The following is an 18117-nucleotide window of genomic DNA, read 5'->3' on the forward strand; positions in this document are numbered from 1 at the left end:
AGGCTGTAAAAGTCGAGTTACGCACATGTTAAATCTATTTTGCAATAATGTTAGTTTAATGTTATAATATTAAATCAACGTTAAGCGGTTTAGGGATACATGTATTATCTTTATCTTGGCCCGGTCATTAAAGAAAAGTATCACATGAAAAAGAAAGACATCAAGATTTTATTGGTAGACGATGAACCTGATATTCTGGAGATTATAGGTTACAACCTTACGTCTGAAGGTTATCAAGTTTTTACTGCCAAGAACGGTGCGGAGGGTGTTGCCCTGGCAAAGAAGAAGCAACCGCATCTGATCATTCTAGATGTTATGATGCCAGAGATGGATGGTATCGAAGCTTGTGAGGTTATTCGTGGTACTTCCGGTCTAGAGAATATCATCATAGCTTTTTTAACCGCCAGAGGTGAAGATTACTCCCAGGTTGCAGGCTTTGAGGCGGGTGCCGATGATTATATTACAAAGCCTATTCGCCCGAAAGTTTTGGTGAGCAAGGTTAAGGCACTTTTACGCAGGCTGAAGGAAGATGGGGGTGCTCAAGAAGAAATTGTTAAGGTCGGTAATATTGTTATCAATAGAGAGGAGTACAAAATTATCAACGATGGTGAAGAGATAGTTCTGCCTAGAAAAGAGTTCGAACTATTGGCACTGTTGACTTCTAAACCAAGCAAAGTCTTTAAACGTGAGGTTATACTTGACCGCGTATGGGGCAATGAAGTGGTCGTAGGTGGTAGAACCATTGATGTGCATATTAGAAAGTTGCGCGAAAAGATTGGTGAAGACCATTTTAAAACGGTGAAGGGAGTAGGTTACAAATTTGTACTCTAGACGTTTCTTGACCATTGTTTCCACTTATTTACTTTAATTTTGGGCTCTGGCCCATAAACCAGTTGAGGGCCGTACTATAAATTCAAGACCATGGCCACTAAATTGAAAAGATCTTATCGCTTCGCTTTAAGGTCGTCTTTCTATATCACATTGGTTTTTACTTCGGTCTTGGCAGTAATTCTCTTTGCTTCGGGCCAATTCGACGCATTATCGGTAGTTCTTGCTGCAGCGGTATTGTTTATTATAGCTTTTACGGTTTTACAGGTAAGAATTGAGCACTTTATCTATCGGCGAATCAAGCAAATCTATGATGATGTAGCTTTGTTGGAGTCGTCTTCCCTTGTTTCCGGTCCAATTACTACTGACATGAAAACCCTTACCGAAGAGATTGAGAAATTTGCAAAAGACAAGAAGGTAGAGATAGATACGCTTAAGATAAGGGAAGAATACCGCAAAGATTTTTTAGGTAATGTTTCTCATGAACTAAAAACACCCTTATTCACGGTTCAAGGTTATATTGAAACCCTATTAGATGGGGCGATGAACGATAAAAGTGTTCGAAAAAAGTATTTGCAAAGAGCCGGTAAGGGGGTAGAAAGGCTAATCTATATTGTTAAAGACCTCGACCTTATCACCAAACTTGAAGTCGGTGAGCTCAATCTGCGCAAAGAAAAGTTTGATATTATTGAACTTATTCAGAGTGTGTTCGACCTTTTGGAAATGAAGACCGAGAAAAAGAACATCGTTCTCACTTTTGATATGGAGTATGGCGAACCGATTTATGTATTCGCCGACAAAGAAAAGATTCAGCAGGTAGTGACCAACCTTTTGGTCAATTCTATAAAATATGGGCATTCTGATGGTACTACCGAGGTGAGTGTTGAAAACCTGATCAAAAATAAGGTGATCGTGAGAGTTACCGATAATGGCGAGGGAATACCAAAACAGCATATTCCCCGACTTTTTGAGCGTTTCTATCGTGTCGATAAAAGCGGAAGCCGTAGTGAAGGAGGTTCAGGGCTCGGCCTTTCAATCGTTAAACACATTATCGAGGCACATAAAGAGAAAATATATGTCGAGAGTGAGATTGGGGTCGGTAGTGAATTTTCGTTTACACTAGAAAAGGCGGTTGTTGAGGTCGATGAAGAAGAACCAATACTTTCCGATGAGTAAAATTGTCAAATAAGAGCAAGTGGGCAGTAAGAACAAACTGAAAAGGTTTAAAGAGAACGAAGGGTTTCAAAATGTGTTGCAACCCTCAAGAGAAGATATAAAGAACGGCTTTTCCCTTAAAGGAAATTGGAAATCACATTTTGGTAATGACAACCCTATCGTGCTCGAATTGGGCTGTGGCAAAGGCGAATATACTGTAGGTTTGGCCAGAAGAGATGCTTCCAAAAATTTTATCGGAATCGATATAAAAGGAGCGAGATTATGGCGTGGTGCCAAAACTGCTTTAGAAGAGGGTCTTAAGAATGTGGCCTTTCTGCGTACTCAAATTGAACTGATTGATGAGGTTTTTGCCGAAGGCGAGGTTTCCGAAATATGGATTACTTTTCCCGACCCACAGATAAAGTACAAGCGTACCAAACACCGTATGACCAACGAGGCTTTTCTGAATCGCTACAAATACATTCTTAGCCCAGATGGTACGGTCAATCTAAAGACCGATAGCGAATTTATGCATGGTTACACCCTTGGCCTATTGCATGGTCTGGGTCTAGAAGTCTCTTACGCCAATCATGATGTTTATAAGAATGAAGGCAGCCCCGATGAAGTTTTAGGTATTCAAACTTTTTATGAGAAGCAATATCTTGAAAACGGCAAGCCTATTACCTATATCAAATTTAAGGTGCATTGATCCATGTTACACCTATTGATTTTGTTCTTTGCGACTTTTTCCGCTGCTTTTATGGCAACCGTACCTCCAGGCCTTTTAAACATGAACGCCGCCAAAACTAGTGTTGAACGGGGTAAAATAGATGGGGTCATATTTAGCTTGGGCGTTTCAACAATGGTGGTGTTACAGGCTACGATTGCCGTTTATATTTCTAAATTTCTTTTTAAGAATCCGCATGTCATTGATGTTCTATTGAAGATTGCAGTTGGGGTTTTCGCCTTTTTTGCTGTCTATTTCTATGTTGCCGCGAAAAAGAATAAAGAGAAAAAGAACAATTTAGATAAGGTCAGTAAAAAGAACAGTTATTTTAAGGGAATGCTCTTAGGTGCCGTAAATCTATTGACCATACCCTATTATAGCGGACTTAATATAATGTGGAATGCCTCGGGATGGATCAAATTTGAAGTTTGGGATATTCTGACTTTTACATTGGCGGCCGGGTTCGGAACCTTTGCCGTTCTTTACATGTATACCGTTTATTTCAATAAGCTTGAAAGAAAGAGCAACCGTTTTTCAAAGAACAGCAACTATATCATGAGCTTGCTCATGCTCGTGTTGTTGGTCATTACCTTATCACGTATCTTTTATCGATGAAAGCGGAAAACGAGAATTTCTTTGATCGAGTGTATGAAGTGGCTCGGCTCATACCGGAAGGGCGCGTTACCTCCTATGGTGCCATTGCCAAGTATTTGGGTGCTGCCCGCAGTGCCCGAATGGTCGGTTGGGCCATGAACGGTGCGGGCAAATTCGATGACATTCCTGCCCATCGGGTTGTTAATAAAGTAGGACTGTTAACTGGGAAGCACCATTTTGATGGAACTAACCTTATGCAGCAATTATTGGAAAACGAGGGTATTAAGGTGGTCGATAACCAGATTGTGCATTTTGAAAAGCACTTTTGGGACCCCTTTAAAGAGCTGGGTGTAGGGGAAGATTAGTCGAAAGTTAAGGTGAAAACTGTCTCATCTTGAGATGCTACTTGTATAGTGCCCTTATGTAATCTCATAATCTGCTTTGAGAGGCTTAGACCGATACCAGTACCTGAATTTTTGGTGGTGAAGAAGGGCACAAAAATCTCATCAATTAAGTCGGAAGCGATGCCTGGGCCATTATCCCAAACCTGAACGAATTTTTTGTTCTTTTCGTTAATGCCAGCCTTTAGAAAAATACGACCATCGGTTTGCCCTTCCAATGATTGCTGGGCGTTTTTGCCCAGATTTAAAAGCACTTGAGTCATTTGCTTGACATCGATATAGAGTTCCAAGTCTTCGGGTTCAACCTTGTACTTGATGGTTAGGTTCTCTTTATTTTGTTGGTTGCCCAACAGCAGGGCTATTCTTTCTAACAGTTCTTTGGCAGGAATCAATTCTCTATCCGGTTCGGGTACACTTAAAAATTTACGGTACGATTGAACGAAATTCATTAAGTCGGTACCTTGGTACTTGATTACCTCTAACCCTTTGACCGTATTGATTAAATGCTGTTCAGGAAACTCTTGACCGCTGATAACGGTCTCCCCTTGTTTATAATATTTTAGAATTGACTCTGAGATTGAGGTAATCGGTGTAATCGTATTCATTATTTCATGGGTCAAGACCCTTATAAGTTTGACCCATGAATCGGTCTCTTTTTCATCTAATTCTTTTCTGATATCCTGAGCGACCACCAGAAGTAAAGATTGTCCGTCAACGGTTACGGCCGTGGCTTTTAATGCCAATTCGGTCTTATCACGTTCATTGGTCAATTGATGAATACTGCTTTCAAAAGGTTCTAAACCTGAGAATTGTTGGTAAAGCTTTTCATCGATTTGCTGAAGTTGCTTAATGTGATTAAGGGGGTGATGATTCAACAGACGCTCAATTGTGGGGTTGGCATATAGAATATGCCCCTTGGTGTTAACGGTCATAATGCCAATATCGGCCTGTTTCAGTATCTCTTGGTAAAATTGCTCTTGTGCCTGCTTTTTAAGGTGAATGTCTTGAATCATGGCATTCAGGACATTCAAACTGTGGTTGAGTTCTTTTAATGATTTGACACTTAGCTTTTCAGGAAATCGTAGGGTGAAATCTTCATTTTTGATGGCCTCAAAGAAGTAGGCTATCTTTCGATTTGTCTGGTTGACATAAAATATGAGAAAATAGGTCTGTAAGGCCAGTAATAACACCGTCAATAGTAAAAGAATATAATTCTCATTGACCAAAAACAGACCGCTTGCCAACGAAGTCAAGGTGATAAGCAGAATTCTCAGAATTAACTGCAGGTGTATGTGCTTACTAACCATAAGAATCTATTTACCTATTTTCTTTAGCTTATTGTAAAGGGTCTGTCTAGAAATGCCTAATTGTTCTGCGGCCGCGCTGTAGTTTCCAGCGTTTTGCTCCAAGGCATTGTTGATCATCAGCAATTCCATTTCTTCCAAGGTGGCAGGCCCGTTCACTGCATTTGACATATTTGGTTTATTGCTCAATAAGAAGTCATCGGGTTTTAACACGTTTCCTTCAGAGAGAATTACCGCTCTTTCAATCGTGTGCAAAAGCTCTCGAATATTTCCTGGCCAAGCATAGGCCATGAGTTTTTCCTGTGCCGATTGATTGATACGAAGCGATGGTTTTCCGTATTTAGAAGTGAATTTTTTAAGAAAAAAATCGGTTAAAACCAGAATGTCATTCTCCCTTTCACGAAGAGCAGGTACTTCGATACGAATGGTGTTAATTCGGTACAAAAGGTCTTCACGAAATAGACCTTCCGCTACCATTTTATCTAAATCTTCATTGGTGGCACATACCAATCTGATGTCTACGGGAATCGATTTATTCGAACCTACTCGAACAATGGTTCTATTTTGAATGGCCGAAAGTAGTTTGGCTTGGGCCTGTAATGATAGGTTGCCAATTTCATCTAAAAATAAAGTACCGCCATTCGCCGCTTCAAATTTACCGGCCCGGTCTTCTTTTGCATCGGTAAACGACCCTTTTACATGCCCGAATAGCTCACTTTCAAATAGGTTTTCAGAAATCGAGCCCATATCCACAGAAATAAAAACTTCATGACTACGCTCGCTAAGCTTATGCAGTTCTCTGGCAATCAGTTCTTTTCCTGTTCCATTTTCACCGGTAACCAATACGTTTACATCGGTCTTGGCTACTTTTGAAACCATTTTCAAGACACCGTTCAAGGCCCTTGAATTACCGATGATATAATTTTTATTTTGGTTGATTACCTGCTTAAGATTACTCTCTTTTTCTTTTAATTTACTTACCTGAATTTTTGACTTTCTTAGTTCAAAAGCTGATTTAACCGTAGCTAAAAGCTTATCGTTGTTCCAAGGTTTTAGAATAAAGTCAGAGGCTCCTTCCTTTAGTGCCTTTACGGCAAGGTCGACCGCACCATAGGCCGTCATCATTACCACTGAGGTGTCGGGTGCTCTTTTCTGAAGTTCGCGCAGCCAGTAGAGGCCTTCATTGCCCGAGTTGACCCCTGCCGAAAAATTCATGTCCAACATTACGATATCAACATTCTTCAGATTAGGAAAAGAAGAAATTTGATTGGGATTGGAAATGGTCTCAATCGTCTTGTACTCAAACTGAAGTAAAATTTCCAAAGCGCTCAAAACGCTTTTGTTGTCATCTATAATTAATATTCTTGCGTCGATCATAACATCCAAAAGGGTATCCAACAAAAAACTCAAATAAAGCTACAATACTGTATTTATATATTTTTGACAGTGTCAAAATATTTGACAAATGTTGTATATAAATTTTACAGTGAATCTTTGTGAAAATAGCTTAAACTATTTTAATTAACTGAAAATCAACAATCTAAAATATTGGCATAACAATAGTATAATGTTTGGCACACTAATAACAGTATGAGTCAACTAGTTAAATTTTTGGTTTTTATTTTACTTTGGATTTCGGCCAAACTGGCGGCCCAAGAAACATGGACGCTCGACGCATGCGTTTCATATGCCTTAGAGCACAATCTTCAGTTAAAGGATTATAGTTTTAACACCGCTTCCGACCGTGAAACTTATAGGCAATCTATACGAAGCCTACTTCCTACAGTTACGGGCAGTGCAAATTACGTGGTCAATTATGGTCGTAGCACAGACCCCTTTACCAATGATATTGTTACCACCGATTTCTTTTCCAACAATTATTCCTTAGAAACTTCTGTTGATATTTTCAGGGGTTTTCAAAAATTGAATTCCATCAAGGCTACCAAGTTTCTGTACAAAGCTACCCAAGAAGAGACGCTACAGCAACGCTATCTTTTGGCATTTAGGGTGATGCAGGCCTTTTACGATATTAAGTTTTTTAAGGGGCTTGTAGCCATTTCAAAAGAACAGATGGAAGTTTCCCAAGCCAATTATGACCTTGTGGCCAAGCAAATTGAATTGGGCCTTAAGGCCGGAGCAGATTTGTACGAGGCCGAATCTCTTTTGCTGACCGATAAACTTAATCTTACCCAAAGTGAGAACCAATTGGCCGCCGCTGAACTACAATTGATTCAAGAAATGAATTTAGAAGGTGCCGATAGTATTGAAATTCAGAATGATTTTCTATGGGATGCGGAAAAGGAAAGCCATTCGCCTATGGTTTCAGATACAATCTATAAGCAGGCGACCGAATTCATGCCTATACTAAAGGCCCAAGAACTAAGGGTAAGGGCTGCGAAAAAGCAATTGGCCGTTCAGCGTGGGGGTTTATTGCCATCATTATCCCTTTTTGCAGGTAAGGCAACCGGATATTTCGAAACCACCCGAGATAGTCTGGGGGTTACGGTTCCGTTCAGAGATCAGTTTCGGGATAACACGAGCCAATACATCGGCGTAAGTTTGAATGTGCCTATCAGCAACGGTTGGTCGACCCGATCAAGAATCAAACAACAAAAGATAGAACGCATGCGCGCCGAGAATAATTTAATGGTACAAAAGCAAGTAGTCTATCAGACGATTCAGCAATTGGTACAAGAGTATGAATCTTTAGAGGTACAGCTCGAACAGAGCACACAAAAAGTTCAGGCGCAAGAATTGGCATTCACCATTGCACAAAAGCGGTACGAAAAGGGGTTAATCAATGCACTGGAGCTTTTTACCGCAAAGAACCTTTTTGCAAGTGCACAAAATGAAAACTTGCAGGTAGAATTACAGTCAGAAATCAATAAAAGTACCCTTGATTTTTATCGTGGGCTGCCTGTGTTTGACATTGAATAATTAGTAAACAACATTAATAAAGAATAGAATGGATATACAATTGGAAAAGAAAAAAGGACTTAAGCCTAAACACTTCGGGTATATTGCTTTGGGTTTATTGCTGCTTTTCGTGGGTTACCAGTTGCTGTTTGCAAATTCAGTTTCCACCTTTCGTACCGATAAAGAGAAGTTGTCGGTGTCTACTGTAACACAAGGTAAGTTTGATGACTACATAACAATCAGTGGTAATGTAGCGCCAATAGCTACTATTTATATGGATGCCTATGAAGGTGGCCGGGTAAGCGAAAAATTGATAGAAGAGGGTGCTACCGTAAAGAAAGGTGACATTATTCTTAAGCTCGAAAACATGAATCTGTACGAACAGATTTTACAGAGCGAAAGCAACTTGGCACTTAAGCAGAACGATTTACGGTCGACTAAATTGAATTTTGATTCCCGATTGGTAGAGGGGCGTAAATCGTTGGCAACGGCCAGTACCGATTTACAGCGGTTAAAACGAAATTTTGAACAAAACCAAGCGCTCTTCGATGAAGAGTTGATTTCTAGGGAAGAATACCTCAAATCAAAAGAAGATTACGAGCTTTCTCAAGAACAGTACAAAATTGTAAAGGTACAGACCGAGAATGATGAAGAGTTAAGACAAACTTCTTTGGCAGGTCTCGACGCCGATTTAAATCGAATGCAAAAGACTTTGGGCATGGTTTACCAAAGGTTGGATCATCTCAACGTACGCGCTCCGGCAGATGGCCAGTTGGGCTTTCTGGATGCTGAAATCGGCCAAAGCATATCACAGGGTGAGCGAATAGGTCAGATCAACGTTCTCACCGACTTCAAGATCGAGGCCAATATCGATGAACATTACATCGATCGGGTCAAAAGAGATTTAACGGCTGTTTTAGAGAGAAACGGTAATTTATATTCTCTTCGGGTGCGAAAAGTGTATCCTGAAGTACGAAATGGCCGATTTAAAGTAGACCTGGTATTTACCGAAGAAAAACCGGAAACCATTCGTGCTGGTCAAAGCTACAATATACGCCTGCAATTGGGTGAGTCAAGTGACGCATTGCTTTTGCCGAAAGGAAGCTTTTTTCAAAGCACCGGTGGCCAATGGATTTTTGTAGTTGGTACCGATGGGGAAGAGGCCATTAAAAGGGAAATAAGAATCGGCAAACAGAACTCAAGGTTCTATGAGGTATTGGAAGGTCTCGAGGCCGGTGAGAAAGTAATTACCAGCAACTACGATTCGTTCGGCGAGGCGGAGAAAATAGTGTTAAAATAATAACGGACTGTCACTATGAAGCTATTTCATAGTCTTTAAAATAGCGATAACGAAAATCAAACTAGAAATGATACAGATACAGAATCTTAAAAAGAGTTTCCGGACCGAGGAAGTTGAGACCTTGGCCCTGAACAAAGTAAACTTAAAAGTCGAAAATGGAGAGTTTGTTGCCATTATGGGGCCTTCCGGTTGCGGAAAATCTACCTTATTGAACATTATAGGTATGCTCGATAGCCCAAACGAGGGTAGCTATAAGTTTGCAGGCCATGAGGTAAGCAAACTAAAAGAACGCCAACGAACCGAACTTCGCAAAGGAAACTTGGGGTTTGTTTTCCAGAGCTTCAATCTTATAGATGAACTTACCGTCTATGAAAACGTAGAGCTGCCATTGATATACCTAAAAATGGGAAAGGCCGAAAGAAAGCAGAAAGTACGAGAAGTCTTGGAGCGTATGAAAATTGCCCATAGAGAAAAACATTTCCCGCAACAGTTATCTGGTGGTCAACAACAGCGTGTCGCTATTTCTAGGGCCGTGGTGACCAATCCGAAATTGATTCTGGCAGATGAGCCTACTGGTAACCTAGATTCCAAAAACGGAATCGAGGTAATGAATCTGCTTACCGAACTAAATCAAGAGGGTACCACAATTGTAATGGTGACCCACTCCGACCGCGACTCTCATTATGCCCATCGAGTAGTTAATCTTTTTGATGGCCAGATTGTAACCGAGAGCCAAAACAGGGCCATTGGCGCCATGATGTAAAGAGTTTATTCGTCAATCACAATCAAAAAACAAAATCATGTCTAATAATCAATTAAAGAAAGAGAAAAATGAAAAACTGAATGTAAACCTAGTTGTTTGTGCAATACTTGCCATGTTTCTCTGTACTAGCGCTCAGGCACAAAAGAAAATAGATGTTGAGCCTTTTGAAAAAGTTATCGTAAGCCCTCACATTGAAGTTATTTTCAAGGAGGGTGCCGAAGAATCGGTGACTATAAAAAGCTCGAAGCTTCCACTGGAAAAAATTCATATTGAGGAGAAACATAACCAACTACATCTTTATCTAGAGGGGGCAAAATTGACAACAAAATCAGAAAGGGTCGAAAGTGATGAATGGCATGGAAAAAAATCTATCTATAACGGAACCATGGTCACCGCCATTGTCGCATATAGAAAATTGAAAGAACTCTCTTTAAGAGGTGAAGAGACTTTTACCTGTGAAAGCAGGCTTGATTCAGAAAGGTTTCGCCTAAGTATTTATGGCGAATCGAAAGTTTATTTGAACGATGTTGATTTTAGTGAGATGAAGACGACGGTTTACGGCGAAAGTTTTCTGGAAATTAAAACAGGCGAAATCGACCGCCAGAAAATTACGGCTTATGGCGAAACCGTCATTAATACATTAGGTGTCAAATGTGGTGAGACAAAAATTACGGCCTACGGCGAAGGCAGCTACCGATTACATGCAATGAATGATTTAAGAATTACCGCATTTGGGGAAGCAACTGTGGCATATGCCGGCTCACCCGAAGTAAGCAAGGGTATGGTGATTGGTGAAGCTAGAATACAACAGATGGATCAGTAATAAGAATCATTAAAAGATTGTCATCATGTTCAAGAATTATTTAAAAATAGCCTGGAGAAGCCTTAGAAAACGAAAAGGCTTTTCACTGATTAATATATTGGGGCTCTCTCTAGGTTTCGGTTGTAGCATTTTGGTCTTTCTTTTTGTGCAGTACCATTTACAGTTTGATAATTTTCACCACAATGCAGACCGTATCTATCGATTTAATACCGAAGAACATCGAGACATAGTTGACTATGAACCTTCTGTTCCGCCGGGTTTTGCAAATGCTTTTAAACAAGATTATGATTATGCCGAAATTGTAGCCAAAAGTGTTGATAGGGATGATTTTCTGTTCACCATCGAAACATCGGGTGACAAAAAGCAGTTAAAGGCCGATGTAGATTTTACCGAAGCCGATTTCTTTAAAATATTTAACTACCCTCTCATTAATGGAACCAACGATGCTCCTTTAACCGAACCTAATACCGCTTTGATTACCGAGCAATTGGCAAAACACATGTTCGGCGACACTGACCCAATTAACCGAACGTTTGTATTGGAAAATAAAGAGACCATTCGTGTTACAGGGGTTCTTAAAGATTTGCCAAAGACTAGCCTTAATCAGGCTGATGCTTTTATTTCTTACAAGACTTTAAAAAGCTACAGTGAGTTTCTTTCTTCAGAGAGTTGGGGAGGCATAAACTCTTCATTGCATGTTTATGCATTAATGCGACCCAATCAAAGCATTGTTCAAATTGAAGAGCAGCTACAAGACTATGTGCAAAAATTTAGGGCAAACCACAAAAATGTACACCAATACAAAATCCAGCCATTATCCGATATTCATTTCGACAATCGATTTAACGGGGGAATCAATTCACAGACCTTATGGATATTCTCTTTAATCGGTTTTTTTATTTTGATTATCGCCAGTATCAACTTTATCAATATCGCAACTGCCCAGTCAATTTACCGCTCAAAGGAAGTAGGTGTGCGCAAAGTGTTGGGTAGTGATAAGAGGCACTTATTTTGGCAATTTATGGCCGAGACTTTTATCATTGGTCTTTTTGCCTTGGTTTTAGGAGTGGGACTTTGCTTATTGCTATTGCCATCGTTCAACTCCATTTTTGACTTAGACCTTTCTTTTTCAGGTATTTTGAACATTAAGTTTTTGGCATTTATCATGACTTTATTGGCTTTGGTCACCCTTTTGGCAGGAAGTTATCCAGGGGTGCTTTTGGCCAGGATTGCTCCTGTGTTGGCGTTAAAGCGAAAGTTATCGCAAAAAGACTCGGGGGGTTATTTAACGCGAAAAACACTTGTGGTCACCCAGTTTGTAATCAGTATTGTACTCATTATTGGTACCATCGTGGTCGGGAAACAATTAAGATATGCCATTAGCTCTGATTTGGGTTTTGAAAAAGATGGTATTGTCATGGTTGAGATACCAGATGATATTGAGCCAATTCAACTTAACGGACTCAAAGAAAGAATTTCCCAAAACTCAAGTGTCCAGAAAATCACGGCCTGTTTCGCATCCCCAGGGGCAGGATACAACAATTGGGGCACTAGTGTGAAATTTAATAATAAACCAGAATCGGAAGATTTTAACCTTCAGGTCAAAGCAGGTGATAAAGATTATTTAGATGCTTTCGGCCTTGCTATTATTGCAGGAAGAACTTTTTATGAAAAAGATTCTGTTGATGAAATTTTGGTCAATCAAGATTTTGTCACAAAGGTTGGTTTAAATGACCCTAATGAAGTTCTAGGAAAGCAGGTCAATATCAATGGTGGCCTTGCAAAAGGTTCAATAGTGGGTGTGGTTGCTGACTTTCACGATTCAGATTTTAGCGAAAATATAAGTCCAATTTTTATAGCTCCTATTCCAAATTTATATACTGAATTGGCTATTAAAATCAACTTGAAAAATGCCAATAGTGCGATTTCCCATATTGAAAAAGAATGGACTGCAGTTTTCCCAGACTACATTTTTGAATATGATTTTTTAGATGACAGGGTAGCCGAACTGTATGAAACCGAACAACGGTTTTTATCGCTAGTGGGCATCTTTTCAGGTATTGCCATTTTCATAGGCTGTCTGGGAATTTACGGACTCATACTCTTCTTCGTAGTTCAAAAAACCAAGGAAATAGGGATTAGAAAAGTCTTAGGCGGAAGTATAAAACATATCGTTGGTCTTGTAATGCAAGATTTCTTCAAATTGATTGCCATTGCAGGAATCATCGCGACACCCATAGCGTGGTATTTTATGAACCGTTGGCTCGAAAATTTTGAGTACAAGACAGCCATCAACTGGTGGATCTTTGTTTTGGCCGTGGGCATTGTCATGGCAATCACGTTTGTGACCATTAGTTATCAGGCCTTAAAAGCGGCCACGACAAACCCTGTTAAGAGCTTGCGCACAGAGTAAAAATCAATCAAAAAGAAGAATCATGTTCAAGAATTATTTAAAAATAGCATGGAGAAACCTGACAAAGAACAAACAACAGACCATTATCAATTTACTGGGTCTCACCATGGGTACGTTAAGTTGCCTGGCCATTCTTCTGTACGTTTTTGCTCAATTGGGCTATGATGAACACCATGATAATGCAGACGGTCTTTTTAGGGTAGAGACTATTATTGAACGCGATGGTCAACAACCTTATGAATCTTCGACTTCATCGCCGCCTATCGCTTTTGCTTTAAAAGAAGATTTTCCTGAAGTGCAGGAAGCCACCAGAGTAGTTTTGACCGATGTTTTCTATAGCATGTTGATGAGGGCCGCCGACAGTGAAGACTCCTATTATGAATCACGGGTTTATATGGCAGACTCCACCTTTTTTAAGGTTTTCGATTTTAAATTTTTAGAAGGCGACAAGAAAACAGCACTCGACCAGCCCAATTCGGTAGTGCTATCCTCTAGCTTGGCAGACAAACTTTTTGGAGAGAAAGATGTTCTTAACAAAGCCATTATTTGGGGAAGCGGTGATGGCGCCCTTACATTGACCGTAAAAGGGGTGTTTGATGAGAAGGCCCAAAAATCGCACCTGAACCCCAATTACCTAGTAAGTATGGGCACTCCTGGAATGGGAACTTTTGTGCAGAACTTCGACAATTTCGCTACGAACAATTTTGTATATAGTTATGTAAAGTTGGCTCCCAATGTAAATGCCTCCCAATTGGAAGATAAATTACCAGGGTTTATTCAAGTAAGAGCTTCCGAAGATTTGAAAAGTGCCGGAATGGGCAATAAAATTCTAGAGCTTCAAAAAGTAAAGGATATTCATTTGTACAGTGAAGGCAGGAACAACCAGCTAGATAAGGTGTCCGATATTACCTTTCTTTATTTTCTGTTGAGCTTGGCCTTTTTTATTCAATTGGTGGCTTGCGTTAACTTTATCAACCTGAGTACGGCAAGAGCCAGTAAAAGGGCTAGGGAAATCGGGGTTCGAAAAGTAGTGGGTGCAGGTAAAAATTCATTGATGGGCCAGTTTTTGGGTGAGTCCGTTTTGCTTTCCCTTTTTGCGATGTTCATTAGTATTCCTATAGTAATTCTACTTCTTCCCTTGATTAATGACTTAACCCAAGAGTCTTTGACCTATTTGCATCTATACCAATGGCAGATAATAGTGCTTTTGTTGACGATAGGTGTCGTTACGGGCTTGGCAGCCGGTATTTATCCCGCAATTATTCTTTCTTCTATTAAACCGGTCAGGGCCTTGAAAAGCGCTGCTATTCTACCGTCCGGTAGTGGTAATTTCCGTAAGGCCTTGGTGGTCTTTCAGTTTGTGGTATCTATCGGTCTTGTGGCCACGGTGATTATAATTTCACAACAATTCAAATTCGCGCAGACCAAAGATTTAGGTTATAAAAAAGACAATCTTATCGCTCTAAGAATCGGTACGGAAGATGCTTCTAGCAAGTTTGAATCGTTGAAATCGTCATTTTTGAATATACCAGGGGTTACCAGTGTAGCAAGTGGTAATTACGCGCCTTCGGAAATGATTCTTGCGGATAACGGTTTTTATCTTCCCGGAGGAAATAGTGAAAACAGAACGGTGGTTAAGAGAAACGGGGTGAGTGATGGTTACTTTAAGACCATGGGAATACCCTTGGTTAAAGGGCGTGATTTTACAGCTGCGGATACAGTAGATCAAATCATCGTTAATGAGGCTACATTAAAGGCTTTCGACATAAAACTTGAAAATGCGCTTAGCAGCACCCTGATTCAGGGCACCGATGAAGAAACTTTTGAGATGCGAATTATTGGTGTGGTGGCCGATTATCATTTTGCATCACTTCGAGAAGAAATTCAGCCCTTGTTTCTGCATAAGGAAACGGAGCCCAACTGGCTTTTTCTGAAAACAAATACTGATAATTACGCAAGCCTAATTGCGGGAATGGAAGACCAGTGGAAATCTACGGTAAGCAATGTGCCGTTTGATTACCGGTTTGTTGATAAGGAAGTAGAACGGCTTTATGATGAAGAAAAGCGATTGGGCCTTATTTCTGTGGCTTTTACCTTTTTGGCCATCTTCATAAGCTGCTTGGGTTTGTTCGGTCTCATATCTTATGTGACCGAACAGAAGAAAAAGGAAATCGGAATTAGAAAGGTCTTAGGTGCAAGCGTTCATTCGGTAGTTCAAATGTTGACCAAAGATTTTGTAAAGCTTGTCTTGGTCGCTTTTCTAATTGCTTCTCCCATAGCCTATCTTCTGATGTCTAAATGGTTACAGGGGTTTACCTATCGAATTGAAATTGAATGGTGGGTTTTTGTACTCAGTGGTGGTTTTGCCCTGGTGATTACTTTATTGACGGTAGGTATGCAATCGCTAAGGTCAGCGGTGGCCAACCCTGTAAAAAGTTTACGAACAGAGTAAATCAATCATAAAGCAACGAGTCATGTTTAAAAGTTATTTAAAGATCGCCTGGCGAAACTTATCGAAGAAAAAAGGGTATTCGGCCATCAATATCGGTGGTTTGGCCATTGGCATGACCTGCTTTTTATTGATTGCCATGTTCATTAAAAACGAACTTTCGTACGATAGCTATCACGAAAAGGGAGATAGAATCTTTAGAATAGTACATCATGGAAGTGAGAATAATTTGGAAGACCAATGGATCTGGGGGAATGCTCCGGTAGGTCCCGCTTTAAAATCCGACTTTCCAGAAGTACTGGAGATAGTTCAATTTTCTGGCAGATCAGATGTTCTTTTAGAGTATAACGAACGTTCCTTCCAAGAGAGCAATTGCTTTTATATGGATCCAACGGTATTTGATGTTTTTACATGGCCATTAATTTCCGGAAATCCTGATACAGCTTTGGAAGCTCCATACTCTATCGTTTTGACGGAAAGTACCGCAAAGAAATATTTTGGGGATGAGGACCCAATGGGCAAGGCTATTGAAGGCGTAGGCGGAAGGGCCAACGATGGTGTTTATACCGTAACGGGCATAATTAAGGATGTTCCCTCAAATTCACATTTTAATTTTGATGTTCTCATGTCGATGACCTCATTTTATCAAACCAGGCCTGAAATTTTCGATTATTGGGGCTACGTTGATTTCTACACCTATTTTTTGGTCGATGAGAATTTTGACCAACAGGCATTTCAGGCCAAAATGCCGGCGTTCCTAGAAAGAAATCGCCCAAAAGAAGATGCGAAATACTATTATGACCTTTCGTTTGAACCATTAAGAGAGGCCTATCTACAGTCAGAAGCCGCAAGGCAACCGGGTATTACTGGCAGCCTTTCCAACCTCTACATCTTTGCCATTATTGGACTTTTCATACTAATCATTGCCTGCATCAATTTTATGAATTTGGCAACTGCTCGTTCTCTGGAAAGAGCGAAGGAAGTCGGTATCAGAAAGGTGATAGGAGCGAATAAAAAGGGCTTGGTGTACCAGTTTCTGGGAGAGTCGTTGACCATGGTGTTTTTAGCATCGGTATTAGGTCTTACATTGGCATTTCTATGCCTTCCTGCGATGCGGGAAATCACTGGAAAACCATTTTTACCACAGGAAATTTTAGATGGTTCTACACTGTTTTTATATGCGGCAATGGCCTTGTTCATCGGTCTATTATCCGGTAGCTATCCTGCTTTTGTACTTTCAAGCTTTAAGCCATCAAGCGTGTTAAAAGGTGTTTTTAGAACATCACAAAATGGAAATAGGCTAAGAAAAGGATTGGTTGTATTTCAGTTTAGCCTATCCATAGCTTTAATAGCGAGTACCATAATCGTGTATTTTCAGCTGGGGTTCATGTTGGACAAAAATCTCGGATTTGACAGGGAACAGCAACTGGTCATCGATTTTAATTGGGACGGGGAAGTACTGGACAATATGGAAACTATAAAGAGCCAGTTCATGGAACTACCTGAAGTGGTTTCGGTCGCTGGTTCGCGAACCGTACCGGGAAGTTATTTTCCTGCCGCGGGAACCAATATTCAAACAAAGGAAGGACAAATGGAAAATTTTGGCCCTTTTCTCTATGAAATTGATTTTGACTTTATCCCGCATTATGAGATAGAGGTTGTTGCAGGGCGACCGTATTCACGAGAGTTTGTGACAGATTCTACTCAGGCCTTGGTAGTAAATGAAGCTGCGGTCAAAAGTTTTGGATATTCGAACCCAGAGGAAATAATCGGCAAACGTTTTGAACAGTGGGGTCGTGAGGGTACGATTATCGGAGTGGTAAAAGACTTCAATTACTTGTCTCTTCACCAAAAGGTAGCACCATTGACTTTGCGTTATTCACAGTATGGTAAATACCTTTCTTTAAAGGTGAAATCTGACAATATTCAAAGTGCAATATCAAATATTGAAACAAAATGGGAAGAACTGGCTCCCCACCGTCCTTTTTTATATAGCTTTTTGGACCAATCCTTTAACCAACAGTATGAAGCTGATTTTAAGTTCAAGAATCTATTTACCATTTTTTCCTTTCTGGCCATTTTAATTGCCTGCTTAGGATTGTTGGGGTTGGCGACCTACAGCGCGGTACAACGAACCAAGGAGATTGGCGTGCGCAAGGTTTTGGGGGCCGAAGTATCTAGTATTGCCTTACTATTGTCAAAAGATTTTTTGAAGTTGGTATTGCTGGCCATTTTGATTGCGACGCCCTTTTCTTGGTATGCCATGAACAAATGGTTAAACGACTATGCATATCAGATTGACATACAATGGTGGATTTTTGCGCTCTCAGGAGGAATTGCATTGGCCATAGCCTTGGCCACCGTAAGTTTTCAGGCCATAAAAGCGGCAAGGGCCAACCCTGTAAAAAGTTTGAGAACGGAATGATTAATCGAGAATAGCCAAT

14 protein-coding genes are annotated in these 18117 nt (G+C 40.3%); 12 read left to right on the forward strand and 2 right to left on the reverse strand.

From position 1 onward, the window contains the following. The first annotated feature begins 144 nt into the window (after window positions 1-144). The 5 genes from IL356_RS05635 (at window position 145) to IL356_RS05655 (ending at window position 3669) form a co-directional block, all read left to right on the forward strand. Window positions 145-831 carry a response regulator transcription factor gene (locus IL356_RS05635; RefSeq protein WP_121850812.1) on the forward strand — a complete coding sequence of 229 codons (687 nt, stop codon included), beginning with the start codon at window positions 145-147 and terminating at the stop codon, window positions 829-831. Window positions 832-921: 90 nt separating this feature from the next. Continuing rightward, entirely contained in the window at window positions 922-2004 is a 1083-nt protein-coding gene (locus IL356_RS05640; RefSeq protein WP_121850405.1) for a sensor histidine kinase, read from the forward strand. 19 nt (window positions 2005-2023) lie between these two features. Next, window positions 2024-2692, forward strand: coding sequence for a tRNA (guanosine(46)-N7)-methyltransferase TrmB (gene trmB, locus IL356_RS05645; protein ID WP_121850404.1), 669 nt, complete (start codon window positions 2024-2026; stop codon window positions 2690-2692). 3 nt (window positions 2693-2695) lie between these two features. Beyond that, the gene (locus tag IL356_RS05650) at window positions 2696-3325 is read left to right on the forward strand and encodes a LysE family transporter (protein ID WP_121850403.1); all 630 of its coding nucleotides are present in this window, start codon (window positions 2696-2698) and stop codon (window positions 3323-3325) included. Continuing rightward, the gene (locus tag IL356_RS05655) at window positions 3322-3669 is read left to right on the forward strand and encodes an MGMT family protein (protein WP_121850402.1); all 348 of its coding nucleotides are present in this window, start codon (window positions 3322-3324) and stop codon (window positions 3667-3669) included. Before IL356_RS05650 ends, IL356_RS05655 begins: the two co-directional genes overlap by 4 nt. Here the strand turns inward: IL356_RS05655 and IL356_RS05660 are convergent. Beyond that, complete coding sequence (locus tag IL356_RS05660) at window positions 3666-5012, reverse strand: sensor histidine kinase (protein ID WP_121850401.1); 1347 nt, start codon at window positions 5010-5012, stop codon at window positions 3666-3668. The two genes, IL356_RS05655 and IL356_RS05660, sit on opposite strands and share 4 nt — an antisense overlap. 6 nt (window positions 5013-5018) lie before the next feature. Then, window positions 5019-6386 (reverse strand): sigma-54-dependent transcriptional regulator, encoded by a 1368-nt coding sequence (locus tag IL356_RS05665; RefSeq protein WP_121850811.1) that lies wholly within the window; start codon window positions 6384-6386, stop codon window positions 5019-5021. A gap of 213 nt (window positions 6387-6599) precedes the next feature. On the opposite strand from IL356_RS05665, the gene IL356_RS05670 reads away from it, so the two are divergent. The 7 genes from IL356_RS05670 (at window position 6600) to IL356_RS05700 (ending at window position 18098) form a co-directional block, all read left to right on the forward strand. Beyond that, window positions 6600-7946 (forward strand): TolC family protein, encoded by a 1347-nt coding sequence (locus tag IL356_RS05670; RefSeq protein ID WP_121850400.1) that lies wholly within the window; start codon window positions 6600-6602, stop codon window positions 7944-7946. 28 nt (window positions 7947-7974) lie between these two features. Beyond that, entirely contained in the window at window positions 7975-9225 is a 1251-nt protein-coding gene (locus tag IL356_RS05675; RefSeq protein WP_121850399.1) for an efflux RND transporter periplasmic adaptor subunit, read from the forward strand. A 67-nt stretch (window positions 9226-9292) separates the two neighbouring features. Then, the gene (locus IL356_RS05680; RefSeq protein ID WP_121850398.1) at window positions 9293-9988 is read left to right on the forward strand and encodes an ABC transporter ATP-binding protein; all 696 of its coding nucleotides are present in this window, start codon (window positions 9293-9295) and stop codon (window positions 9986-9988) included. Between the two features lie 37 nt (window positions 9989-10025). Then, window positions 10026-10811: a head GIN domain-containing protein gene (locus tag IL356_RS05685; RefSeq protein WP_121850397.1), complete on the forward strand. Its 786-nt coding sequence runs from the start codon at window positions 10026-10028 to the stop codon at window positions 10809-10811. A 25-nt stretch (window positions 10812-10836) separates the two neighbouring features. Then, entirely contained in the window at window positions 10837-13224 is a 2388-nt protein-coding gene (locus tag IL356_RS05690) for an ABC transporter permease (RefSeq protein ID WP_121850396.1), read from the forward strand. Between the two features lie 22 nt (window positions 13225-13246). Then, the gene (locus tag IL356_RS05695; RefSeq protein ID WP_121850395.1) at window positions 13247-15676 is read left to right on the forward strand and encodes an ABC transporter permease; all 2430 of its coding nucleotides are present in this window, start codon (window positions 13247-13249) and stop codon (window positions 15674-15676) included. A 22-nt stretch (window positions 15677-15698) separates the two neighbouring features. Then, complete coding sequence (locus IL356_RS05700; protein WP_121850394.1) at window positions 15699-18098, forward strand: ABC transporter permease; 2400 nt, start codon at window positions 15699-15701, stop codon at window positions 18096-18098. Window positions 18099-18117 lie beyond the last annotated feature (19 nt).

The sequence above is a fragment of the Euzebyella marina genome (assembly GCF_014855515.1).
GTDB lineage: Bacteria > Bacteroidota > Bacteroidia > Flavobacteriales > Flavobacteriaceae > Euzebyella > Euzebyella marina.